Origin of the sequence: Hyalangium ruber, from assembly GCF_034259325.1 — a bacterium.
GTDB lineage: Bacteria > Myxococcota > Myxococcia > Myxococcales > Myxococcaceae > Hyalangium_A > Hyalangium_A rubrum.
In genome coordinates, this window is record NZ_JAXIVS010000006.1 from 19,872 (window position 1) to 43,635 (window position 23,764).

Sequence of the window (23,764 nt, forward strand, 5' to 3'; positions counted from 1 at the left end):
CTCCCATGCGTTGTCCGACCTGCCACCGCCGGCTCGCGCTCGGGGCTACGTGCCCCGTGCATGCCCAGCGTTCCCAGCCGGCTCCGCTTCCTGAGCCGCTCCCCCCTCCGGATGTGCCAGGCCTGCGCGGCTTCGCCTTGCTGGGGACCGGGGGGTTCTCCCACGTCTTCACCGCATGGCGGGAAGCAGATGGGCGCGAGGTGGCATTCAAGGTGGGCCTTGGCCCACACCGCCAGCGCTTCGCCCTGGAGGCCCTTGCGCTGAGCCGGGTGGGGCCTCCCACGGTGCCGGAGCTGCTTCAACATGGTACGGCGGGAGGGCGGCCCTTCCTCGTGCTGGAGGCCCTGCGTGGGCAGACGCTCGCCGCGTGGATGGCCACGCTCCCAGGGGCTGGGGCTGCCTCCTTGCTTAGGGTGCGAGAGCTGCTCGCCGGCGTGTGCGCGGCGCTGGAGCACGTTCACGCCGCCGGGCTGGCCCACCGCGATCTCAAGCCAGAGAACATCTTCCTACGGGAGGGAGGTGAGCTCAGCCTCCTCGACTTCGGGCTCGCGCGCTTCCTGGAAGCTCCCAGTGAAGGTTCGGGAGAGGGCGCGGTGGAACTCACCCGGGCGGGCGAGCGGCTCGGAACGCCCGTCTACATGGCGCCCGAGCAGTGCCTGGATGCGCGGGAGGCGGGGACCGCCGCTGACATCTATGCGCTTGGGGTTCTCCTCTTCGAGCTGCTGACGGGAGCGCCGCCCTTTACCGGGAGCGCCGATGAGATTCGCCACGGCCACGTCAGCCTTCGTCCGCCCAGCCTCTCGCGGCATGCCGAGCTGCCACCCGCGCTCGACGAGGTGCTGCGACGGTGTCTGGCCAAGTCTCCCGCCGAGCGCTTCGCCCGCGCCGCCGAGGTGCTCTCCGCCTTCGATGCCGCGTGCCGGCTCACCGGGAGCGCCGCGCCTGAGAAAGTCACCCGGGCCGCCGTTTCCGTGGGGCCCGGCTCCGGTGTCCGGTCCGTGGCGCTGTTGGGAGTCCAGACCCGAGCGCCCGTGGATGCGCTGCTCGCGGCGATCGAGCCGCACGGGGGTTCGCTCGCGCGCGCGGGAGTCGGGGGCTACCTCGTCGTCTTCCCCGAATCCCTCTCGGCCGAGGCAAGCCTGCGCGCCGCCGCCCTCGCCGCGTGGCGGCTGATCGAGGAACACGAGGCCGCCGCGGTCCTCCACCTGGCGGAGCTGCACGTCCGCCCCGGGGTGACCAGGACGCGCGTGGCGGGCCGCGCCCTGGAGTCCACGGAGGGCTGGTGGTCCCATGCGCTCCAAGCAGGGCAGGTGCGTGTCACCGCCGAGGCCACGGCGTGTCTCGACGCCGACGCAACAAAGGAGGGGCCCGGAGGCGTCCGGGTGCTGGTCCGTGGCACGGAAGCCTCGGCTCCCACGCCCGAGGCGCTCCCTCTGGTGGGGCGCGAGTCGCTATTGGAGGCGCTGAAGGAGGAGGCCACTCGCAGCCTCGGCCAGGGCGTGCCGGGACTCTGTGTCCTCACCGGAGAGATCGGCTACGGGAAGACCCGGCTCCTGGACGCGCTGGCGGCGAGCTTGGAGGCAGATGGACGGACGCGAGTGCAGCGCCTGCGCGCTCTTCCCCCGGACACCACCGTGCCACATGCGCTGCTCGATGCCCTGAGGGGAGCACCGGCCCCGAAGGGCGCCCCACGTCATGCCGCCGCGCGGGCCCTGGCAGAGCTTCTCCGTCAGCGTGCGCGGGAGGTGCCCCAGGTGCTGCTGCTGGATGACGCGCACCTGGCGGATCCCACCACCCTGGACACGCTGGAGATGGCCACGCTGGCCGGAACCCAAGCGCCCCTGTGGATCTGCGTCGCCGCCCGTCCCACACTGCTGGGCCTGCGCCCCCACTTCGGCGAGCGGAGTGGCCACGTCTCCCGCCACGCGCTGCCGACCCTGTCGCCAGAGACCAGCCGCGCCCTGCTCCTTCAGTTGCTACGCCCGGTGGAGCACATCCCCGAGCCGGTGCTGGCGCGCCTGGAGCAACTCGCCCAGGGCGTGCCGCTGTCGCTGGTGGAGCTGGCGCGGGCGCTGAGGGCCGCCGGGGCGCTGCGCACGTCGCCCGGAGGAGGGTGGTACCTCGCCCCGGATGTGCTGTTGGACGTCTCGGTAACGCCCCTCTTCGAGCGGCTGGCCACGCGCGCCCTCCTCGCGTTGCCCGAGAGCTTCCAGGTGCTGGCACGGCTGTGCGCGGTGCTCGGCAACGAGGTGGACGCGGCTCGGGTGGACCTGGCGCTGCGGAATCTCGACCCACGGGAGGGCGGAGCGCGGGTCGCCTCGCTGGACGCTGGAGCGGGGTTGGCGCGGCTGGAGCGCGCCGGGCTGCTGCGCTCCTCCAGTCCCGGGCGCTTCGTCTTCCGGCACCCACTGTTGCGGGAGGTACTGGAGGCGACGCTGCCGCCGCCCACGCGTCGAGCCCTGCATGCCGCCGCCTTGCGCGCCCTGGGGGGAGAAGGCCTCGCCGAGCGACGCCGGCGTGCTCACCATGCCGCGGGCGCGGGCGCGCACGAAGAGGCCGCCACGGCCTTCTTGGGGCTCGCCGAGGAGGCCCGTCACGCCCACCTCCCCGTGGAGGCCGAGCAGCACTACACCCGGGCTCTCGCGCTGCTACCGGAAGGGGGCACCGAGCGCCGCGCGCGGGCGCTGACAGGTCGCGGACGGGTTCGGCACCGCCTCCAGCGCTTTCGCGAGAGCCTCGAGGATCTGACGTCCGCGAGGGCCCTGGCCGAGGCCCGCGCGGACCACGCCCTGGCCGTGGACCTGCTGTTGGAGGAGGCCACCGTCCGGGACTGGATGGAGGACGTGGAAGGCTCGGCGGAGCGCACGCGCGAGGCGATGGAGCGCATCGAGCAGCTGGATGATCCGCGCCTCTCGGTGCGCTGCACGCTGGCCCGTGGGCGACTGCACGTCCGGATGGGAGAGTGGGAGGCAGCTTCCCGGGTGTTGTCCTCCGCGGTGGAGGGGGCGATAGCGGCCCGGGACTCCGAGACGCATCTGGTGGCCCTGGCGCTGTGGGGGGCGGCCCTGACCTTCCTGGACCGGCCGGAGGAGGCCGCCGCGCGCTTTGGGGAGGCGATCGCGCGCTGCGAGGAGGCGGGGGACGCCCTGCATCTGGCTGCTGCCTGCATCAACCGCGTGCTGCTGTGGCTCAAGCTCGGCGACGTGGGCCGGATGGAGGAGGACCTGCGCCGGGCTCGGGCGCTGGGACGCGAGCTGGGCCACGCGCAGGTGGAGCGCTGGTCCACCTTCAACCTCGCGGAGGTGCTGTACGTGCAGGGCCGTCTGGAGGAGTCACTGCCACTGGCCCGCCGCGCTCACGAGCTGGAGGTGCGCTTCTTCCGAGACCAGCCCGTGCCAGCGGAGGCCCTGCTGATCGCGCGCATCGCCGCGGCGCTGGGAGACATGGCGGAGGCGGCCCGGCAGCTCCGGTGGATCGAGGAGCACTGTCCCCCGCGTTCCCTGCCGCCAGCGGCCATCATGCGGCGATTGGTGGAGCTGCAGGTGCGGGAGGCGGAAGGCGGAGGTGTCTGGGACGCGGAGGCTTGGCGCACGCTGGCGGAAGAGGCCAGGGAGTTGGCCTCCTCGGACGAGATGTCGGAGATCCTGCTTCAAGCGGCCCAGGGCGCGATGCGTCATGGGAACGCTGAGCAGGCACGGCAGTGGCTGGCCCAGGCGGCTCGGGCCGTGGAAGGTGCGCCCTTGTGGCGGACACGCTTGGAGCGCCTGCAAGGAGCCCATGTCACGGAACGATGACGAGCAGCTCTACGGGGAAGTCCTGGCGGTGGGCGCCCAGGTGGGCTCCTGGGTCGTGGAGCGCGTCCACTATTCCGGTCCGGTCTCCATCCTCTACCGCGCGAGAGACATTCGCACCGGCACCCCAGCGGCGTTGAAGGTGATGCACGCACGGTTCTCCGCCGCCAGCACGGCGCTGCGCCGGTTCCGGCGCGAGGCGGCGACCCTCCAGCGGCTGCGCCATCCTCACATCGTGGGCATCCTCGAGCATGGCGCCCTTCCGGATGGGCGGCCCTTCATCGCCATGGAGTGGCTGGAGGGCGGGGATCTCGCCGCCGAGCTCGCCGCGCGCGGCCCGCTCTCCCCTGGCGAGGCGCTGGAGGTGCTGGAGCAGGTCGGCGCCGCGCTCCAGGCCGCGCACCAGGCGGGCGTGGTGCATCGTGACCTGAAGGCACAGAACGTGGTGCGGCTGGCCGGAGGAGGGGAGACGCCGCGCGTGAAGCTGGTGGACTTCGGCATCGCCAAGGGCTTGTTTCCAAGCTCCCCAGGAGCCTCCCCACTGACGCACACCGGCTCGGTCCTGGGCACGCCCCTGTCCATGGCGCCGGAGCAGATCCGCGGCGAGCCGCCGGATGTCCGCACGGACCTGTACGCGCTGGGCGTGCTCCTCTTCCAGCTCGTCACGGGACGGACACCCTTCCAGGGGAGCACGCAGCACGAGGTGGAGGAGCAACACCTGCATGCGCCACCTCCTGGGGCCAGCGAGTACGCCCCGGTGCCCACCGCGCTGGATGCGGTAGTGCGACGGTGTATGGAGAAGCGCCGCGAGGACCGCTACCCGGACGTGGAAGCGGTGCTCGAGGACCTGCGGCGCGGGGTGCGAGGCCTCTCCCCGTCGGTGCCGGTGGAGCAGGCGGTGGCGCTCTACCTGGAGGCGCGCGTGGACAGCGAGCCGGATGACGCGGACCTGGAGCAGCTGGACCAGTTGCTGACGCACGCGGCCAAGAGGCTGGGGGAGCTGGGACTGGAAGTGCGGATGGAAGGCGTGGGCTGCCTGCTGGCCGTGGCTCCCCTGCGAGAGGACCCGGCCCCAACGCGTGCCCGGGTGCTGGAGGAGGCGCTGGCGCTCGTGGAGGACACCGGGGGGCTCCCGTTCCCAGGACGGGTAGGACTGACGGCCATGGTTCACGAGGGTGAGCTGACGCGAGAGCTGCTGCGCCTGCCGGCGTGGGTCGTGACCGTGCCGGAAGGAGGACTGCTGGCGACCGAGGCGGTGCTGCGGGGAATGGGAGCCAGCTTCCTCTCGGAGCCCCTGTCGGGTGCGGCGGGCCTGAGGCGAGTAACGGGAAAGGCTACAACCCACGCGCCGCTGTTGCCGCTCACGCCACACGAGTAGAGGCGCGCGGTTTTCGACCCACGCAGGACGCCATGGCGGCGTTGGCCCGCAACGTGCTTCAGCGTGAGGCACGCAACATTTCCGGAGGAAGCTCGTGACGGTTCGTTCCCAGTCCAGGCTGCTGCGCACGCTCGCCCTTGGGGCCTTGGGGTTCACGCTCCTGGGGGGCTGTGAGCCCTACCCCGTGGATGACGCCGAGCCCATGCGGGCGAGCCAGGAGAGCGACATCAAGATCGCCAACTCCCTCTCCACGGCGGCGCTGGTCTTCAACGGCATCTCCACCAATGCTCAGGCCAACCTGTTGATGAGGACGAACGCGCTGAGCACGCTCTTCAACAACACCTCGACGGCGGACGGGAACTTCATCCGCAACCAGCTCACGGACCCGAACGCGCGCCAGTTCATGAAGTACCTGGTGGGCTGCGCGCTGTCTTCCTCCCAGACGCTTCCCTGGCAGTCCTCTGGGGGGCATTCGGGCGTGTGGATGGGAGGAGCGGGGCTCTGTACGCAGTGGCGGGACATCCCCCCGAGCGCCGCCTGCATGAGGCAGGTGTCCGCCTGCATCCTGGCCCGGAACAACGCGGTCAACCGGCGTGTGGAGCTGTCCGTGCGTGGCGCTCACCTGGATGGGACGGCCTTCAGCCTGGAGGAGGCCCCCCTGCTCGTCGAATACGACCCGGACGTCCCCACGACCGACATGCCCATCCAGAGCTTCAACGCGTGCGCAACCCCGACCGTGGGCGGTGAGCGCGACTGCGGATGGATCAAGGACCGTATCGGCACCTGCACGCCGAACTCATGGGTCCGCTTGGGCGCGGGAAGCATGGCCCAGGATACGAGCGGCCTCTGTACGGGACCTGTCCTCGGTAAGAACAAGGACATCCGGGCTGTGCTCCGGGTGTGCTCTGGCATCGCCGGCTGTGACGACGAAGGCCCCCGCTTCGTGGCGAAGAGCACGGGGGTCTGCAGCCCGGTGCAGAATCCCTCGGTGTCCTTCCAGTGTCCGGCCTCTGGCTACTTCAACGTGATGATGGCCCCCTGGAATTCCACGGAGTCGCTGGGGCTGCTGTACGTGGGCGAGGATTCCACGGCGCAGAACGCCGCGTATCCCGTGTCCGAGGCGCAGGCCTTCCGTATCCGCGAAGGCGCGTTCTACGGCAATCTCTTCACGCGAGGGGTGGCGGCGGAAGTCACCGTCATCCCCAGCAAGACGGGGAGGGGAGATGGCGCGCGGGAGATCACGCATTCGCTGATGTCGGGCTCTGTGTATCCCCAGATGTACGTCTGCCATGATCCGGGCTGGGTGCAGGGGGCTGCCTATGCCACCCATCGCGTGTGCGCGATTCCCGACATGGGTGCCAATTGTGCCGCCAAGCTCGTGGGCTCATGCCAGGCGCCTACAACGGGGTGCGGCACGTTCGACGCGCCTCCCGTCACGGGCGATGGCGACTATGACGACTGCAAGGACCCGGATCTCACCACCTGGAGTGAGCCTGTCACCGTGTATCTCAACGGCCCGTGTGACTTGATGCCGGCAGGCCAGGTCAACCTGTGCAAGCGGCATTTCCCCTGACCCGTACGGCCGCCGAGGCTCAGGGCTTGATGCCGTGGCGGCGCAGCAACCGGTAGAGGTGGACCCGGTCCACCCCCGCCGTGGTGGCCGCCTGGGCCACCTTGCCCTGGTGCTTCTCCAGCAACGCCCGGAGGTAGCGCCGCTCGAAGTCGTCTCCCACCCGGCGGCGCTGCTCGGCGTAGGGCTGGGTGGGATCCACCTCGAACGTGGCGCCCGGCTTGGCCTCCTCCTCGGAGAGGGCCAGCGCGTCCTCGAAGACGAGGCACCGCTCCAGGTAGTTGCGCAGCTCTCGCACATTGCCCGGCCACGCCGCGTGTTGGAGCCGCCCGAAGAACTCCGGGGTGCGCAGGGCCCCGGTGTGCTCCGGAGCCGCCTTCATCGAGGCGAGGAGCTTCTCCACCAGCAAGGGCAGGTCCTCGGGGCGCTGGCGGAGCGCGGGCAGCGGAATGCGCAGCACCGCCAGCCGGAAGAAGAGGTCCGAGCGGAAGCCGCCGGTGTTCACCTCGGCGCGCAGATCGCGGTGCGTGGCGGCGATGAGGCGGATGTCCACCGGCACGTAGGTGTTGCTGCCCACGCGGCGGATCTCCCGGGCCTCCAGCACGCGCAGCAGCTTGGGTTGGAGCTCGGTGGGCAGCTCGCCGATCTCATCCAGGAAGACGGTGCCGCCCTGGGCCTCCTCGAAGGCGCCCTCGCGCCGGGCCATCGCGCCGGTAAAAGAGCCCTTCTCGTGGCCGAACAGCTCGCTCTCCAGGAGGTTGGGCGGGATGGCGCCGCAGTCCACCACGAGGAAGGGCTTGTCGCGCCGGGCGCTGGCCTGGTGGATGGCCTGGGCCGCCTGGCTCTTGCCGGTCCCCGTCTCTCCCTCCAGCAGCACGGTGACATCGCGCGCCGCGGCGCGCTCCAGCAGCGCGAAGCACTCGCGCATGGCCACCGAGGTGCCCACCAGGGAGCCGAAGTGCGTCTGCTCGGAGATCTGGAGCCGGTTGGTCTCCGCGCTGAAGTCGAAGCGCAGCACGACGCGCCCCAACCGCAGCAGGCTGCCGCCCCGCAGGTAGCCCTCCACGACCTGCACGCCATCCACGATGACGCCGTTGGTGCTGTTCAGGTCCTTCACCAGCGAGCCGCGGGGCCCGATGCGCACCTCGCAGTGGAAGCGCGAGACGGTGGAGTCATCCAGCGTGAAGTGGTTGAGCGGATGTGAGCCTATGGAGCACACGTCCGAGGCCGACTCCCAGATGGTGCCGGCGCCAGGGCCCTCCAGCACGGTGATGCGGAAGCGGCGCACGGTGGGCAGATCCCCCGGGCGGCGCGCGTGCTCGTACGGCAAGGTCTGGTGGAGCGGTTCGCTCTCGCTGGGCAGCTCCCGGTCTTGCTCAGGCATGGGGGCAAAGTACCACGCACGCTCCGCGAAACGCGGGCTGTGTCCCACCCCCTCCGGTCCCTGTGACGCGAAAGGTGACAACGGCGCGGGGTTGTAACCCGCGGCGCTACCCGCCCCCCGGGCCGCTTCTCCGTCTTCAGAGCGAGGGACGAGTCCCCGAGGCGTGGCCTGGTTCGTGCTCTGGGGTGGAACTCCCTCGGTGAGTTCGGCCGGCGGGCCCGCTTCACAGGAGACACGCAATGAAACTCAAACACGTGGTGTTCATGACGGCCGCGCTGCTGGGCGGCGTCGAGCAGGCGAACGCGGCATCCTCTCCCGCCTACGAGGCCCCACTGATTCGCGCGCAAGGGGAGGGCATCGAGGGCCAGTACATCGTCGTGCTGAACGAGGGCGCGGACCCCGGCATCATGGCCCGGGGCGTCCAGATCGCGCCGCTGCATGTGTATAACCGCGCCCTGGTGGGCTTCGCCGCGAAGCTGTCCAGCGACCAGCTCAGCCAACTCCGGAAGGACAGCCGGGTGAAGTACCTCGAGCAGGATCAGGTCGTCCGGGCGGATGCCACTCAGCTGATGGACGCCAACGGCGATCCCTGGGGCCTGGACCGCATCGATCAGCGCAACCTGCCGCTCAACGGCCAGTACACCTACACCAGCACGGCCCCCAGCGTGACGGCCTATGTCATCGACACGGGCATCCTGACCAGCCACGTCGACTTTGGCGGCACGGCCACCAACGTCTTCGATGCCTTTGGCGGCACGGGCCAGGACTGTAACGGCCACGGCACCCACGTGGCGGCCACGATCGGCGGCGCGACGCACGGCGTGGCGAAGAACGTCAGCCTCCGGGGCGTCAAGGTACTGGACTGCAATGGCTCTGGCTCCTTCTCGGGGGTCATCGCGGGCATCAACTTCGTGCAGGCCAACGCCGTGGCTCCCGCGGTCGCCAACCTGTCGCTCGGCGGTGGGTACTCGGCCGCCGTCAACGCGGCGGTGACGAGCCTCTCCAACTCGGGAGTCTTCGTCGCCGTGGCCGCGGGCAACAACAACGCGAATGCCTGTAACTACTCTCCCGCGAGCACCCCCGAGGCCTACACCACCGCCGCCTCCACCAAGACGGACGCCCGAGCCACGTACTCGAACTACGGCACCTGCGTGGACGGGTACGCGCCGGGAACCGCGATCAAGTCGGCCTGGCATACCACCAACACCGCCACCAACATCATCAGTGGCACCTCGATGGCCTCGCCGCACGTGGCGGGGTGCGCGGCGCTCTACAAGCAGCAGTTCGGCAACCAGCCGTCGGCGACAGTCGCCAGCGCCATCGCGGGCCTGTCCACGCCGAACAAGATCACCGGAAACCCCGCCGGGACGCCCAACAAGCTGCTCTTCTGCGGCGCCGACGTGTGGAGCAAGGACAAGCCCGTCGATACCGGCAATGAGCCCGACGCGGCCACGGCCAGCCTCAACATGTGGGAGAGCGATGACATCTGGAACTCGCTCTCGGCCTCGGGCCCCAGCCACCAGAACCCGGAGTTCGGCCAGAGCAACTACCTCCATGTCCGGCTGCGCAACCGCGGGCTGACGCAGGGCGGTGGCCCGGTGACGTTCTACTACGCCAACGCCTCCACGGGCCTGGGCTGGTCCGGAAGCTGGACGCCGATCGGCACCTTCAACACGCCTCCGATCAACCCCAACTCTTCCCCGCTCGAGGTGGTGATGCCGTGGACGCCTCCCGCCACCGGCCACTACTGCATCCTGGTGCGCTACACCGGCGAGCCCATGGCCTACGCCGAGACGGCGGACGTCAACTACAACACGCGCCAGAACAACAACATCGTGTGGCGCAACATGAACATCGTGGATCTGGTGGCGGGTCCGCAGCTCGTGAAGTTCATCGTCCGCAACATCCTGCGGCGGCCCTCCTCAATGTCGCTCCGGCTCCAGGACAGCCTGGTGGGTCAGGTGCCGTTCAGCCGCCACGGAGTGCTGACGGCCTACCTGCCGCCGGAGCTCCATGAGCGTTGGTTGGCCGGCGGGGGCCGGGCCATCGGCCTGAAGGACATGGGGCGCGGCTGGTTCCAGGTGGTGACGACGGATGCCGAGTTCCAGGGCATCGCGCTGGAGCCGGGTGAGGCCTTCACGGTGGAGCTGGAGTTCCGGGCCACCGTCCCCACCACGCAGGGCTTCAAGATCGACGCGATCCAGTTCGACAAGGAGCAGGTGGAGCCCATCGGCGGCGTCACCTACCAGGTGCGCATGCCGAGCAAGTAAGCCCTCCTCGAATGAAGCACCGCTGACTTCAGCGGTCAGGGGCCCCATGCCGAGCTGGCGTGGGGCCCTTTCTTTTTGTGCCTCTTCCTCGAACGGCGCCAGTTGCGCGCGAGGCTACAACCCGCGTGCCGCTGTTTCGTTTCAGGTTACCCGGCAAGAGCCGCGAACCCTTCTCCGCTCCGAGAAGCACAGGGGTAGCGTTGGCCCGCTCCGTGCTTATGGGGCGCGTGATCAGCTGAGAAAGGAACACGACTTGAAAACGAGATTGTTCGCGGTGCTGTTGGGACTGGTTGTTGCGTGTGAGCCCGGCTCTGTGGGAGAGGCGGGCCCGCCTGGGCCTCAGGGACCCGAAGGTCCAGCCGGCCCGCAAGGGCCTGCGGGCGCCCAGGGGCCTGCGGGTACACAGGGGCCTGCGGGGCCTCGAGGGCCTGCGGGTGAGCAGGGACTTGCTGGCGCCCAGGGCCCCGCCGGTGCCCAAGGGCCCGCCGGTGCCCAAGGGCCTGCTGGCGCTCAGGGATCTGTTGGACCTGCGGGTGCTCAAGGCCCCGCGGGCCCTCAAGGACCCGCGGGGCCTCCGGGACCCGTGGATTCCGCTAACGTCATCCTGAACACCACCTTCCCCCAGCCCGCCAACTTCAACATCACGGGGAACGGGAAGGTGGGCGGCGATATGAACGTTGGCGGAGAGATGATCGTCGACGGCGATCTGTCGGTCACCGGCCGGGTGTTCGGAGGGCAGACCGTCACCGGCTACCTCCAGCCACAGAACTGGACCTACTCGAAGGTCAGTCCGGTGACGACCTGGTGGCCGCTCTGGTCCGGGCAGATCTCCGTCGCACGCCCGTCGCTTCTCTGGCTCTCTCTGAACGGCTATTGGACGCCTGGCGCAGGTGAGTGCTACGCGACGATCCTCGTGGACGAGGTGCCGCTCGCGGCACCGTGCGGGACGAACCAGGGCCAATGCTGGGGGGCCACCTACTCGAGTGGAAGCGGCGAGAGGTTTCCGCTCGGGTATACCGGCTTCGTCTCCGTCGCCGCGGGCACGCATACGCTGGCCGCCGCGGTGGTGCCAGGGGTAGGCGACACCTGCAGCATCATCGGTGCGCGCATCTTCTACGCGATCATTCCGCAATAAGGCGCGCGGGCCGCGGCTTCATCGGCCCGAGGCCGGGAGAGACACCCCGGACTCGGGCCGAGCACGAGCCGCGACTCAGGTGCAGACCAGCCAGCTGCACTTGCCCGAGAGGCACTCGCGGCCGGCGGTGCAGAGCGCACCCTTCGGCTGCTTGTTGCGGCACTGACCGAGGTTGAGGCCCACGCCGCAGTACTGGTTCGAGGCGCAGTCGTTGTCACCGTCGCAGATGCAGTTGCCAACAGTGCCGGAGCAGCCCTCGCTGGTGTTGCAGGCACCGCTGACGCACTCCTGGGCGAAGCGGCAGGTGTCGCCAATCTGCTTGGAGTTGGGGGCGTAGGCCTTGCCGCAGATGGCGGGGTACTGCGCCTCGCGGGTGGCCTTGGGCACGTAGGCCGCCACGCCGCTGGTATCGATGTCCGCCGCCGCGTCCGCCATGCCAGTGCGCGTGCTGTTTGCCCGCTCCCACATCAGGAGGAACTTCTCGGTCGAGCTCTCCAGGCCCGTGGTGTTGACGCCCAGGTTCTTCATGTCGCGCACCACGTCCGGCAGCAGGCCCACGTGGGCCAGGCCGAACTCGTCGAACTCCGTGCCCAGCCGCGCCGGGCCGGAGAGGCGCTGCTGGTTCATCTGCGCATCCGCCTCGGCCTTGAAGCCGGCCGAGCACGCCCCGTGGTTGCCGAAGCGCGGGCGGGTCTGCTGGATGAAGCCGTTGAGGTCGGCGCCAAACGCCATGTTCACCTTCAGGCCCTGGCGGCCGAACTCATAGGCCTGGGCCAGCGAGCGGGTGGAGCCCTGGCAGCTGTTGGCCACGGTCGTCTTGGTGTAGGTGCGCGTCTCGTCATGCGCGGTGCGCAGGCCGAACATGCCGCCCGTCTGCCGCACGTAGCGAACCACCCACGCGGGCGTCGTCTTCTCGTTGGCCGCCAGATCCGGGTTCATCACCTCGCGGAAATGGCCGTGGGAAATCATCAGCGGGTAGTACGTCTTCGCCTGGGAGATGGCGAAGGCGTCCTGGATGCTGCGCTCGGACATGTGCGCGATGTCGATGATCATGCCCTTGTTCGTCATCTCCTGGACCAGGGCCTTGCCCTCGGCCGTCAGGCCCTTGACGTTGCGGCAGCTCGAATCCACGTCGAAGCCCAGCGTGAAGCCAGGGCCGGTGATGGCGCAGTCGGTGTCGATGTGGCAGTTCTCCAGGAACTGGGCGGCCTGGAAGATGGCGTTGTGAGGCGCCGCGCCGCCGAAGCGGTTGTCCAGCTGATGCACCGGCTGGAGCGAGCGCACGCCGAGGCTGTAGACGCGGTTGAGCTCGGTGAGCCAGTTCTTGGTTCCGAACAGCTTGCTGGACTCGATGGAGAGCACCATGGCCAGCTTGCCGGAGGCGATGATCTGCCGGGCGTGCGCGGGCGACAGGGCGATCTCCGCCCAGCTCGTGCGGGCGTCGAAGTCGCGCGCCATCTGCAGCTGCACGTCGACGTCCATCATCTCGTCACAGGGGCGCTTGAGGTTCTGGTAGGGCAGCGCCTTGCAGAGGAACTCGTTGCTGACCAGCGAGATCATCACCAGGGACATGCCGCCCTGGTGCGCCTTCTGGAGCGAGCCCTCCCAGGACTGCTGGTGGGCGATGGTGTCCCAGCGCGGCCACTGGGTGTTCACGTTCATGCGGCCCAGGTGGATGCCCGTATCCCCCTCGGTGCCTTCGATCTTGCCGATGAACTCCGAGGCGGCGGCGCCGCCCACGCCGAAGAAGGCGGAGAGCAGGGGGACGCTGCCCAGGTTCACGTTGCCCGAGTTGGGGCACAGGTTGAGCATGTTGCTCAGGTCCATGCGGACGCGGGCGTGGTCACTCTCGGGCATCCCTCCATCGCAGCTGGCCAGGGTGCCGGTGTGGCTGCCGTGGAACCAACCGCCAGAGAACGCCTCCTCGGCGAACATGTGGTGGTGCAGCTCGGCGAAGCCCGGGGCGGCCAGCGCCTGGGCCACTTCACCCGAGGGCGCTTCGAGCTCAGCCTGGGCCTCCTGCTCGTCCTCCATCACCGGGTTGCAGCCCTGGTTCAGCGCCAGGACTGACAGGAAAGAGAGGGTTAGACAGCTCCACGAACCGAGGCCAAGACGACTCCGCATGGGGGGCTCCTTCCAATTCAATGGAATGCGCACCAGGAAGTCTCAAAGTTCGGCCGTTTTTACAAGGTTTCCATAATTTTCCTGCATCCCTACCAGACGGCATGTTTTGGAGGGCTCAGGCCGGGAGGTCTCCCACGTGGCGCAGCTCCTCGGCGAAGGAAGAGACCATGTTCGTGTACTCCGTCACCACGGCGTCGAAGCGGGCCTGACGCTCAGCGAGATCCGGGACGTGCTTGTCCTGGAGCTCGGGCAGGTGGAGGCGGAGCTGGCTGCGCAGGCTCATGAGCATTCCGTCGAAGGAGAAGTCGGCCACTGCCTCCAGAGGCTTGACCACGTGCGTCTCGAGGAGGGCCCACTGCTTGAGGAGGCGCTTGCTCACGAGCCGGGTCCTTGCCACGGCGCTGACCTCCACCAACCGTCCGTCCGTCAGCAGCCAGAGGTCGTGGCTGATGAGCATCCCGGTCTCACCCTCCTGGCTGTCCTTGGCGGCGCCGAGGAAGGGGCGGCTGCCATGGAGCCGTTGCCCCGGCACGTCGAGCCACTCGGCCTGGCGGTGCCGGGCAGGCTGGGTGCCCGCCAGGGTTTCCACCTCGCCCACCTCATCCTGGGAGGTGTAGTGGGCGCGGATGGTCCTGGCCCTGAGGCCCAGCTCGGGGAGCACGATGTCGATGAGCTCCTCGAGGACGATGGCCTCGGCACGTTGACGCTCGTCCAGGGCCACATAGAGCAGGGCGTCAGGCTCCGGGAGCGGGGCGCCGCCCGGGAGCTTCTCGCCCTTGATGATGCGCTCCAGCTCGTTGAGGGTCTGGAGCGCCTGCTCCTCGATATGCTTGCGGTTGGACATGCGTCCAGCCTAGTTCAAGCGGGGGGATGGGCGGCCGGTCGTGAAGCGGGCTCACCCGGTGGGAGAAGGTCTTGGACGATCTGACGTGGCTCGAGCAGTGGTACTCGGCCCAGTGTCGCGGGGACTGGGCCAACGACAGAGGTGTGACCATCCAATCCCTGGACAACCCGGGGTGGGTGGTGACGGTCGACCTGGAAGGCACCGAGCTGGAGGCGCGGATGGTGGATGCACTCGTCCTGCGCGCGGGCGAGCCACCGTCGGCGGAGAACGGCAATCTGGGAGGGCCTGACTGGCTCGAGTGTGCCGTCAAAGGCAAGCGGTTCATCGGGGCGGGTGACCCGGGGAAGCTGCGCGCCATCCTCCAGTGCTTCCGCGAGTGGGCGGAGTCGCGGTAGCAGACTCCGCCTTGTTCTCGAGGTCGCCGAAGCGTGCCTCAGAACGCCCTGCTGTTCTTCTGGCTCTGCTGCTCGACCTTGGCCTTCTCATTCGCCGCGATCTCGGCATCCATGGCCTTCTTCCCGGCGGGGACCGTGAAGGTCAGGGAGGTCGTCGTGGAGGGCCAGCCTCGCGATACGGTGATGACCACGCCGTCCTTCCGGTTCCAGGTATGCACGACGTTCCCGAGGCCGATGTTGCCTTTCTTGGAGCTCGGTGCTCCGTACTTCGCCTGGACCATGGATGAGATCCGAGCGACCTGTTCGGTGTCCATGAAGGAGGGGAGCACGTATTCGAGGACCGCCAACTGACCTGTGGCAGCCACGTAGCCCACCTGGAGCTTTTCGGCGCCGTCGAGCAGGTCCTTGGCCGAGTAGATGTCAAACCAATACTTGTCGTCTTCGCGCTCCGGTGTCGCTCCTTCTTTCTTGGCGGCTTCCCGGATGTCCTGTCGCTTCGCGGAGGTCAGCGCCACTCCGAATACGGTGGTTTGCGCTGCCGCCTCGTTCTTCGTTGCGGGTTTCGCGGGTGGATTTGCGCCCGCTGTGGCAGCAAGAAGGAAAACAACGGCAAACCCGGTTGTCGCAACGCTCACCGTTCGATCAAGGCTCATGATGGAACTCGCATTCTCTTTGAGAAGAGTTGACTGGAGGCCCGACTTACCGGCGTCTGGTTGAGCGAAGGAATTTGGATCAAGCCCCCAGGGCTGAGCATACCCCAGAAGTCTTGGACTTTAGTTGACGACTATTGCAGCTGTCGCCCTTCGGTAGACCCACGAGCGAGAGCGTGACGGTGTCCAGGTTGCAGCGGTTGCAGGTCACGATGCCTTCACTGTGCCGTGATCGTCGCATGAATGGTCGAGCTGACCTGGCGCGCTCCGTCCATGCCAAGGCATTCGACAGCCCACCGGTACGTCCCGGGCGGAATCGCCACGGTGGCCTCGTAGAAGTCATAGCTCGTGTGCGGCCAGCTGGGTGAGTAGGACCATGCGTCGGCGGTATTCCCATCGCTCTCCCAGATGGGAATGAACGCTTGGGGTGGATACACTAGGCCATTCTGGCTCGTTTGGACCTTGCAGCTCGAGACATGCTCTCCGTCGTACCGGAGATGGAACCGCTCCCCTGTCGTGATCGTCGGCGGAGTGAACCACTGCCCGTTCGGAATCTCCGTATCATTCACGAACCAGCGGACTTGCGGCACGGGGTAGACGGTGGCTCCAGCGCGCGTTTCCGTGGCCGTTCCATTTGCCGACACACACCTCAACTCCCAGCGGTAGGTGCTGGGCCCCAGGGTGTTGACCGGGCCCCAGTCATGCTCCAGGTCGCTGTATTCGTACCAGAACGCGTCGTTCACGAAGCCCTTGAGCAGGCAGCTGCTTGCGCCCAGGGACTGATAGCGGAAGGCAAAGGCTGGGTCATCGGTGTACCGCGAGAAGCTTGGGACCCCAAGAACGAGGGGGAACAGCGGCGTGGGATCGTCCTTGCTCTTCAGGGTATCCGCGCGGACCGCTCGTCCGTTCACGGAGAACTCCACGGAGGGGGCCGCGGTGGCCACGCGTCGACGCGTATTGGGAACGGGCAGGCCCGTGCCGGGCATGGGGAACGAGAAGGCGCGAACGGCCTGCTCGATCTGCTGCGGCGTCTCGAGCCCATAGGCCTCCGCGAGGTGTACCGCCACGGCCGCCACATGCGGAGCGGCCATGGACGTCCCCGACATCATGGCGACGTTCCCGTCGAGCCCAAGTGACTTCACGTACTTTCCCGGAGCCCACACATCCGCACAGGTATTGGAGCCCGGCTGCGTGCCCTGGAAGATTCCGTGAAACCCTCCGGTGCCATTGAGCGGAACGACCCGTTGACCGTTCTCGTCCACTGCGCCGACGAGCATGATTCCATCCAGCGGGTCGAGCGAGCCGTAGGAGTACTCGCAGCTGTTCGAGTTCTGATTGCCCGCGGCCTCCGCGATGAAGGCACCGGGGTACGCGCCCGCGGGGGTTGCCAGCTCGAGGATTTTTGCCCGCAACGCGATGAGCTCGGACGCGGAGCTGCCCTCGAAGTCCAGCGATAGGTTCACGACCGCCACGCGCCTCGGCTCAGGCTGGGCCAGGATGTCCGCTTTGACCAGGTCGAGCGCTTCCACCAGGCTGCCATTCGCACCCAGGCACCTTGTGTAATCCTGATACTTCACCCGAGTGACCGAGCGGAGTTTGGCCCCGCTCAGCACGCCCACGACCCGTTGACCTGGAGACCCGGAAGGGCTCTCCATGGCCCCGATGGTTCCCGCGACGTGCGTGCCATGGACATAGCAGGGTGGATCCATCCAGCCCGTCACCCCCGTCTTTCCAATCAGGTTCAGTCGCCCGGGCATGTCCTGAACGCCCGAATCCACGACGTACGTGGTGACTTGCTGCGTGCTCGTGACGGGCCCTCCTACCGCCTGCACGCCCCAGGGAATCAAATCGCCCGCGCCTTCGACATCTGTGGGCCAGCGGGTGTTCGTATACGTGGGAGCCGGTCCGGACGCCGCCGTGACCGTCACAGGCGCGGAAGCGGTCGTGGCTCCAGCGTTGTCCGTGGCCTTGGCCTGAAGAGAATACGTGCCCCCTTCGGAGAAGAAGAATGGGAAGCGATACGTCCCCGCCTGCAACCTGCCAGCGCCCAGCAAGGTTCCGTTCGACCAGAAGCTGACGCCCGTGATGGTTCCATCCGGATCGGAGGCGGTGGCGGTGAGCGTCACAGGGCCGAATGGGAGCAGTGCATTGTTGAGCGGGAAAGTCAGTACCACGGACGGCGCCGTGTTCGTCGGTGTGAACGTCACGGTTCTGGCCGTTGCCGTCCTCGTTGAAGCCATGCCGTTGTCGACGGCGCGTGCGTGCAACGTATAGCTCCCTGCCTGGGGCGGAGCCCACGTCAGCCGATAGGTGCCCGTGGCCGGGTGGAACGTGGCCGGGCCGAGCGATGTGCTGCCATCGAGGAACTCGACGCTCTGGATGGTGCCATCGCTGTCAGAAGCCGATGCCTCCAGCAGCACAGAGCCCGGATGAGGGAAGGAGGAGCCGTCCGGGGGCGACACCCAGCTGACCACGGGAGGCTCGTTGGCGGGCAGGGCGTTGATGAGCAGATCATCGATCGAGAGATACGAGAAGCCAGAAGCCGCCGGGTTGGTGCCCTCGATGCGAATCGTATGAACCCCGGCGGTAGCGACCGAGAACGCGTACGTCGTGAAGCCCGTGTAGGCGAAATTCGGTGGCGTGAATCGCCCTGCTTCCACGCCGTCGACCAGCACACGGAAGGTCAGATTGGACGTGAAGCCGTACTGCTTCTGCGCTGCCTTCAGGCTGAGGGTGTAGGAACCCGCGGGAAAGTAGACGCCCTGGGAGGCCCAGCCGCTGCCATTCAGCAGCAAGGTCTGCATCCCTTCCGGAGCCACCGGCCCGCTCCCGGTATAGACATTGGTATTGCCGACGATCATGGCCGAGGGCTGTGCCGAGCTCTGCCAGCCATTCGCTTCCATCACTCGGGAATAGCCGCCGAATTGATGCACGCGCTCGAAGCCCGCGTTGAAGAACGCGGGCACGGCTGGCGCCTGCACGGTGACGACGACGGGCGCGGACACCGTGGAAAGTCCCGACGCGTCGGTGACGCGCGACGTGATGGAGTAGGTGCCAGGCGGAACATTGAGCCAGTCGAGCGAGTAGGGATAGGGGGCGACTCCGAGCGAGGTGGCGCCATGGAAGAACTCCACCTGGCTGAGCGTTCCGTCATAGTCATTCGCGTCAGCCACCAGCGTGAGCGCAAGGGGCGCCTGGAAGCTCTGACCGCTTGCAGGCGCGGTCAGTTGGATCGTCGGCGGTCCCGCGGGTCCGATCCTCACATCATCCACGTACGCGCGGAACCCGTCGTACTGCGGAAGCGAGGAGGTCGCCGAGAACTGGAGCGAGTAGTTGCCTGTGGAGGGTACGGTGAAGGCGGAGGTGCCGAACGGGCGGAACGCCGTCCCCGGAGCGATGCTGGCGAGCTGCGTATTATTGAAGAGTACGCGGAGCGTCATCACCGACGAATTCTGAGCTGCTCGGAAACTCACCCCATAGGTGCCTGGCGGCAGTTGGACGTATTGAGAGATCGAAGCCGGCCCACCGTAGTTGTAGGACATGGACTGGAGATAGGCCGCATGGTTGCCCTCTCCGGTGGGAACGCCGGCGCTGCTCGAGTGCTGGTTCGTCGTGGTCCCTGCCTCGCTGGCGGACAGGGTCCACTCATACGGCGCATAGCTCCGCGTGTTGCCTTCGCCGACCCAGATGGACTCGAAGTTGTTGTTTCGGACGAAAGGCGCCGTACCCCCGGCACCTACCGTGAAGATCACCGGCGAGGAGGTCGTGGAGGCGCCGCTGCTATCGAAGGCCACCGCCGTGATCGAATACGTCCCTGGAGCGACGTAGAGGTTGGCGTGTACCCAGGGCCAGGAGGTGGCGGTGCCGATGCGCGTGGCCCCATTGTAGAAGTCGACCTTGGTGATGGTCCCATCCCCGTCGTTGGGGGTTGCGCGCAGATAGGTGAATGCGGACACGATGGATTGCCCGTGAGCCGGATACGTGAGCTCCACCACGGGCAGGGTGTTGGTGCCCTGGCGATTCAGCTGAACATGATCGACGAGCAGCGCCTGCTGCATGTTGCTCGCCTCCGTGTTCTCGATACGAACCGAGTAGGTGCCGGCCGTCGTTATCGTCACCGGGCTGAAGGTGACCTTGCCGAGTGAGGCCTCTGGCGTCCGTACCCCTGCGTTGAAAGCGCCGATCCGCGCCTGCAGCGACAGGGCCGGGTTGTTTCCAGGCCCCTGCATCGCCAGCAAGCTCAGCGTGTACGTGCCGGGCTGAAGTTGAACCTCCTGCGTGATGGCCCCCTTGGGACGGATGCGCAACCACTGGTGTCCCATCGGCGCCGTCTCGGCCAGGACCCCGTTACGCACGAGCGCGACCGGTCCCACGGTCTTCCAACCGTAGCCCTCCGGAGAGGGCTCGGCGTACTGGCCTGGGTTCAAGCGAGGTGCTTCGAAGCTGTTGTTCACCACTGCTGGGGACTGGGCGGCCGCGACGGCGGCGCTGAGCACCAGCGCTGCGAGAGTCACGTGCTTCGCGACGCGCCACGGGAGGGAAGCTGGCATCCTGAGCCTACAGAGTATTGAGAGGGTTTCTTATCTAGTGGTAAAATCTGAACACACCACCAGTGTCGGCGAGCCCCGTAGCAAAAGCGGGTAGGGCGTGAAAGCGAAAAGCGCTTCTGCCCAGCCGAGGCGCCTGTTCGTGGCCTGGGGGGGCCCGCACAGTCCTGTTCATTTGTCAATTCAACCAAGATCTAAATGGGCCATGCCCAGGCGAGTGACTTATTCCTCGCCGCCCTTTGGTGAGGCCGCAGCTTCCACTCTGGCGAAAGGTGCAAACAGATGGCGAACGAGAAGACTCCCGAGGTTCAGACTCAAGAAGGTCCGGTTCAAGGAATCGTCGAGAACGATGTGTTTGTCTTCAAGGGGATTCCCTACGCCAAGCCCCCCGTAGATGACCTGCGGTGGCGTCCCCCGGCGCCCGTGACGCCCTGGACCCAGGTCCACGCGGCGGACAAGTACGGCCCGTCCTCCTACCAGAACGCGGAGGAGTGCAAGAATGCGGGCGGTGGCGATCCCGGAACGTTGAGTGAGGATTGCCTCTACCTGAATGTCTGGACGCCCAAGTTCGCGGCGGGTGCCCCGCCGTCGGGCCTGCCGGTCATGGTGTGGATCCACGGAGGTGCCTATGTCCTTGGCGCGGGTGGACTCCCGCCCTACGTGGGCTCGCCCCTGGTGAAGAAGGGCGCGATTGTGGTCACCCTCAACTACCGCCTGGGGGCGCTCGGCTTCTTCTCCCATCCGGCGCTGGATGCGGAGAACGCGGGCAAGCCCATCAACAACTTCGGGTTGCTCGATCAGATCGCCGCGCTGCAGTGGGTTCAGCGCAACATCTCCCGCTTCGGCGGCGATCCCAACAATGTGACGATCTTCGGCCAGTCCGCGGGCGGCAAGAGCGTCCTGGCGCTGTTCTGCACGCCGATGGCGCGGGGCCTCTTCCACAAGGGCGTGGCGCAGAGCGTGTATGGGCTCTCGGAGATGTCCCAGGCGAATGCGCGCAAGCGGGGCGTCAACCTCGCGACGCTCGCGGGCCTGAAGGGTGAGAACGCGACGGCCCAGGAACTGCGAGATCTGGAGGCGGACAGCCTCTGGTCCCTGACGCCGGAGGATGCCAAGGAGACGCCCGTCTCCAACGCACCGGTGGCCATCTACGGCGACCAGGTCCTCTCCGAGAGCCTCGCCGACACCTTCCGGAAGGGGACGGAGGCACCGTTGCCCCTCATCCTGGGCAGCACCAGCAATGACTCGAGCGTAGTGCTCGCCTTCGGCGTGGAACCGGTCAAGGTGATCGAGAACCTGCGCAAGAACCTCATCTTCGTGGGGCCGCTCTACCCGGACATCAAGAACGACGACGCGGAGCTGGGCCGTCAGGTGTGCCGGGATCTGCTCTTCACCGTGGTGCCTCGACTGATCGCGCAGCAGCACAGCCAGCGGGCGCCGAGCTGGCGGTACTACTTCGACTACACTGCGGTCGAGCGGCGCCCGGAGAAACCCACTGGGGTCGACCACGGCTCCGATATCCCCTACATGTTTGGGACGTGCGAGATGTGCCCTCCCAACGCGGGTCACTTCAACCAGGAGGATCGGGCGTTCCAGGAGAAGGTCGTCGGGTACTGGTTCGAGTTCGCGCGCTCCGGTCAGCCCACGGCCCAGACGAGCACCGAGTGGCCCGCGCATACGAAGGACCAGGACTCGACGATGCTCCTGGCGCCGACCACCGAAGCCAAGGCGGACTTCATGAAGGGGCGCCTGGACATCTTCGCGGCGCTTGGCAACCTCGGCAACATCATCTCGTAGCTCCCCGCTTCCCATGACGGGGCCCTCGGTGGAGAGCTCGCGTTGATGGGGTAAGGTTGCGGGGAGGCGCGGCAGTACGCCTCTCCGCATCCTTCGGGCCCATGGCACAAGCGCACATGAAGCGCATCAACCGCGGTGACGTGTTCTGGATCGGGCCCGATGACTCGCGAGGGCCTGTCCCGAGCTACTCCCATCCCCACGTGGTGGTTCAGGACGACGTCTTCAACCACTCGCGGATTACGACCGTGGTCGTGTGCGCATTGACGTCGAACCTCCACCGGGCGAACGAGCCGGGGAATGTCCTGCTCGAGGAGGACGAGGGGAATCTGCCCAAGCAGAGCGTCGTGGTCGTGTCGCAGATCTCTTCCGTCGACAAGGACCGCTTGGGCGAACGGATCGGGTCTCTGTCAGACGCACGGGTGGAGCAGATCCTGGCCGGCCTGCGATTCCAGCAAGTGTCCTTCTTCGAGAGGTAGCCTCAGCCCCTCCAGTTCTTCGTACGCAGGAAGGCAGGGTCCCGGAAGTCCCACAGTCGCTCGGGGTGCCGGTCCACGTCCAGCGGGGCGCCATTCCAGTCAACGACCTCCTTGCTGGTGGACCCACGCAGATGGGTGAAGAAGCTCCAGCCCGAGAGCAGCACGAACGCCACCACCCATCCCCGCTTCCACACCGGCTCCGTGCTCGGCGCGCTCAGCTTCTCGACGACCGGAATCAGTAGGAAGCACAGGTACGGCGTCATGTCGGTCATGTACCGAGGGCCGTACGAGTAGCCCGCCCACCAGTGCGGGAAGCTGGAGACGATCAGCCAGTGCAGCAGCAGGATGCCGCCCAGCACCGCGGCCTCCACACGGAAGAGAGTCGAGCGCAGCGACAGGTACAGCCCATAGAACGAGAGCAGGAAGATGGGCGAGTAGATGAACAGCCCGCGCCCAGGGCTGACGAGGTTGCCCGCGAGCGCCTCCAACAGCAGGCTGGCGCTCTGGGGCAGGATCCGCTCCGGCCGGTAGTACGGCGGGAGGATCGCGGCGTACACCGACCAGTTGTAGAGGAAGAACGAAGCCGCCACGAGCAGGCCCATGGCGCAATAGGCCAGGAAGTAGCGCCGGTAGCGGATCAGCACCAGCAGGCTCAGGAGCATCACCGAGATGCTGTTGGTGGGGCGCATCACATAGGACAGGCCGATGAAGAGACCGGCCCAGGGCACGCTGCCAGGCACGCGCCGGCCCCGTACCAGGAGCCACAGGGCAATGGAGAGCATCAGCACGGAGGGCCCGTGCTGCCCCATGTCCCGGGTGGCGGTGGACCAGACGGAGCTGCAGAAGGCGAACGCCCCCGTCACCACCAGGGCCCAGCGCCAGGGGAGCAGCTCGGAGGCCATGAGCTGGATGAACACGGCGGCGAGCCCCATGAGCATGGAGGCGAGCACCATCTCCGTGGTGAAGAAGAACGACGCGTCGATGTCGCCGACGCGCTCGAAGTTCTTCTGCCAGTTGGCGACGCCCTTGCCGACCTTGGGGATGTGGCGGGCGACGGGGGCGACGAGGTTGACCGCCTTGTTGAAGGCCCAGATGGGGCCCAGGGCCACGAGCGCCGAGCCCATGGGGAAGAAGTTCCGGTAGTTCCCGTCGATCTTCTCCACGGCACCGGCGTAGTGGTGGAAGCCCGCCTGGTACTCGTTGAGGTCGGTGTTGCCCTCGCGAATGATGCTGAAGACGGTGGGTAGGCTCCAGAACAGGTCGCCGGCCCCCTTGATGGGGCAGCACTCGTACACGATGGTGACGGCAACGAAGACGGCCACACAGCCCCAGGCGCGTCCTTTCGGCGACTTCATCGGCGGGATCCTCGCAGCGCCGGGCCCCAGCTGAGGCCCGGCGGGCGG

At 67.4% G+C, this 23,764-nt stretch carries 15 protein-coding genes; 9 read left to right on the plus strand and 6 right to left on the minus strand.

The genetic code is table 11. From position 1 onward, the window contains the following. Positions 1 to 5 precede the first annotated feature (5 nt). The 3 genes from SYV04_RS18165 to SYV04_RS18175 all read left to right on the plus strand — a co-directional run bounded on the left by SYV04_RS18165 (position 6) and on the right by SYV04_RS18175 (position 6,742). Entirely contained in the window at positions 6 to 3,794 is a 3,789-nt protein-coding gene (locus SYV04_RS18165; protein ID WP_321547080.1) for a serine/threonine-protein kinase, read from the plus strand. Continuing rightward, on the plus strand, positions 3,778 to 5,169 hold the full coding sequence (locus SYV04_RS18170; RefSeq protein ID WP_321547081.1) for a serine/threonine-protein kinase: 1,392 nt from the start codon (positions 3,778 to 3,780) through the stop codon (positions 5,167 to 5,169). The genes SYV04_RS18165 and SYV04_RS18170 overlap by 17 nt, the downstream gene beginning before the upstream one ends. Positions 5,170 to 5,263: 94 nt before the next feature. Further along, positions 5,264 to 6,742 (plus strand): hypothetical protein, encoded by a 1,479-nt coding sequence (locus SYV04_RS18175; RefSeq protein WP_321547082.1) that lies wholly within the window; start codon positions 5,264 to 5,266, stop codon positions 6,740 to 6,742. Between the two features lie 19 nt (positions 6,743 to 6,761). Here SYV04_RS18175 and SYV04_RS18180 read toward each other — a convergent pair whose 3' ends face one another. Then, on the minus strand, positions 6,762 to 8,123 hold the full coding sequence (locus tag SYV04_RS18180) for a sigma 54-interacting transcriptional regulator (RefSeq protein WP_321547083.1): 1,362 nt from the start codon (positions 8,121 to 8,123) through the stop codon (positions 6,762 to 6,764). A 239-nt stretch (positions 8,124 to 8,362) separates the two neighbouring features. Here SYV04_RS18180 and SYV04_RS18185 point away from each other — a divergent pair, with 239 nt between their 5' ends. The 3 genes from SYV04_RS18185 (at position 8,363) to SYV04_RS18195 (ending at position 11,528) form a co-directional block, all read left to right on the plus strand. Continuing rightward, entirely contained in the window at positions 8,363 to 10,393 is a 2,031-nt protein-coding gene (locus SYV04_RS18185) for a S8 family peptidase (RefSeq protein WP_321547084.1), read from the plus strand. A 299-nt stretch (positions 10,394 to 10,692) separates the two neighbouring features. Beyond that, positions 10,693 to 11,001: a hypothetical protein gene (locus SYV04_RS18190; protein ID WP_321547085.1), complete on the plus strand. Its 309-nt coding sequence runs from the start codon at positions 10,693 to 10,695 to the stop codon at positions 10,999 to 11,001. Next, positions 10,977 to 11,528: a hypothetical protein gene (locus SYV04_RS18195; RefSeq protein WP_321547086.1), complete on the plus strand. Its 552-nt coding sequence runs from the start codon at positions 10,977 to 10,979 to the stop codon at positions 11,526 to 11,528. Before SYV04_RS18190 ends, SYV04_RS18195 begins: the two co-directional genes overlap by 25 nt. A 75-nt stretch (positions 11,529 to 11,603) precedes the next feature. Here the strand turns inward: SYV04_RS18195 and SYV04_RS18200 are convergent, their stop codons facing one another. Continuing rightward, the gene (locus SYV04_RS18200; protein ID WP_321547087.1) at positions 11,604 to 13,652 is read right to left on the minus strand and encodes a membrane dipeptidase; all 2,049 of its coding nucleotides are present in this window, start codon (positions 13,650 to 13,652) and stop codon (positions 11,604 to 11,606) included. 115 nt (positions 13,653 to 13,767) lie between these two features. Next, positions 13,768 to 14,496 (minus strand): hypothetical protein, encoded by a 729-nt coding sequence (locus tag SYV04_RS18205; protein ID WP_321547088.1) that lies wholly within the window; start codon positions 14,494 to 14,496, stop codon positions 13,768 to 13,770. Positions 14,497 to 14,567: 71 nt separating this feature from the next. Here SYV04_RS18205 and SYV04_RS18210 point away from each other — a divergent pair, with 71 nt between their 5' ends. Continuing rightward, positions 14,568 to 14,891: an immunity 53 family protein gene (locus SYV04_RS18210; RefSeq protein ID WP_321547089.1), complete on the plus strand. Its 324-nt coding sequence runs from the start codon at positions 14,568 to 14,570 to the stop codon at positions 14,889 to 14,891. A 38-nt stretch (positions 14,892 to 14,929) separates the two neighbouring features. On the opposite strand, the gene SYV04_RS18215 is transcribed toward SYV04_RS18210, so the two are convergent. Both SYV04_RS18215 and SYV04_RS18220 read right to left on the minus strand, forming a co-directional pair. After that, a complete protein-coding gene (locus tag SYV04_RS18215; RefSeq protein ID WP_321547090.1) occupies positions 14,930 to 15,544 on the minus strand; it encodes a hypothetical protein in 615 nt (204 codons plus the stop codon). Between the two features lie 215 nt (positions 15,545 to 15,759). Beyond that, a complete protein-coding gene (locus SYV04_RS18220) occupies positions 15,760 to 20,091 on the minus strand; it encodes an Ig-like domain-containing protein (RefSeq protein ID WP_321547091.1) in 4,332 nt (1,443 codons plus the stop codon). A 279-nt stretch (positions 20,092 to 20,370) separates the two neighbouring features. Between SYV04_RS18220 and SYV04_RS18225 the strand changes: the two genes are divergently transcribed. Both SYV04_RS18225 and SYV04_RS18230 read left to right on the plus strand, forming a co-directional pair. Continuing rightward, positions 20,371 to 21,885 carry a carboxylesterase/lipase family protein gene (locus SYV04_RS18225; protein WP_321547092.1) on the plus strand — a complete coding sequence of 505 codons (1,515 nt, stop codon included), beginning with the start codon at positions 20,371 to 20,373 and terminating at the stop codon, positions 21,883 to 21,885. 116 nt (positions 21,886 to 22,001) lie between these two features. Then, entirely contained in the window at positions 22,002 to 22,361 is a 360-nt protein-coding gene (locus SYV04_RS18230; protein WP_321547093.1) for a type II toxin-antitoxin system PemK/MazF family toxin, read from the plus strand. A gap of 2 nt (positions 22,362 to 22,363) precedes the next feature. Here the strand turns inward: SYV04_RS18230 and SYV04_RS18235 are convergent, their stop codons facing one another. Next, on the minus strand, positions 22,364 to 23,716 hold the full coding sequence (locus tag SYV04_RS18235) for a hypothetical protein (protein WP_321547094.1): 1,353 nt from the start codon (positions 23,714 to 23,716) through the stop codon (positions 22,364 to 22,366). Positions 23,717 to 23,764: the final 48 nt, after the last annotated feature.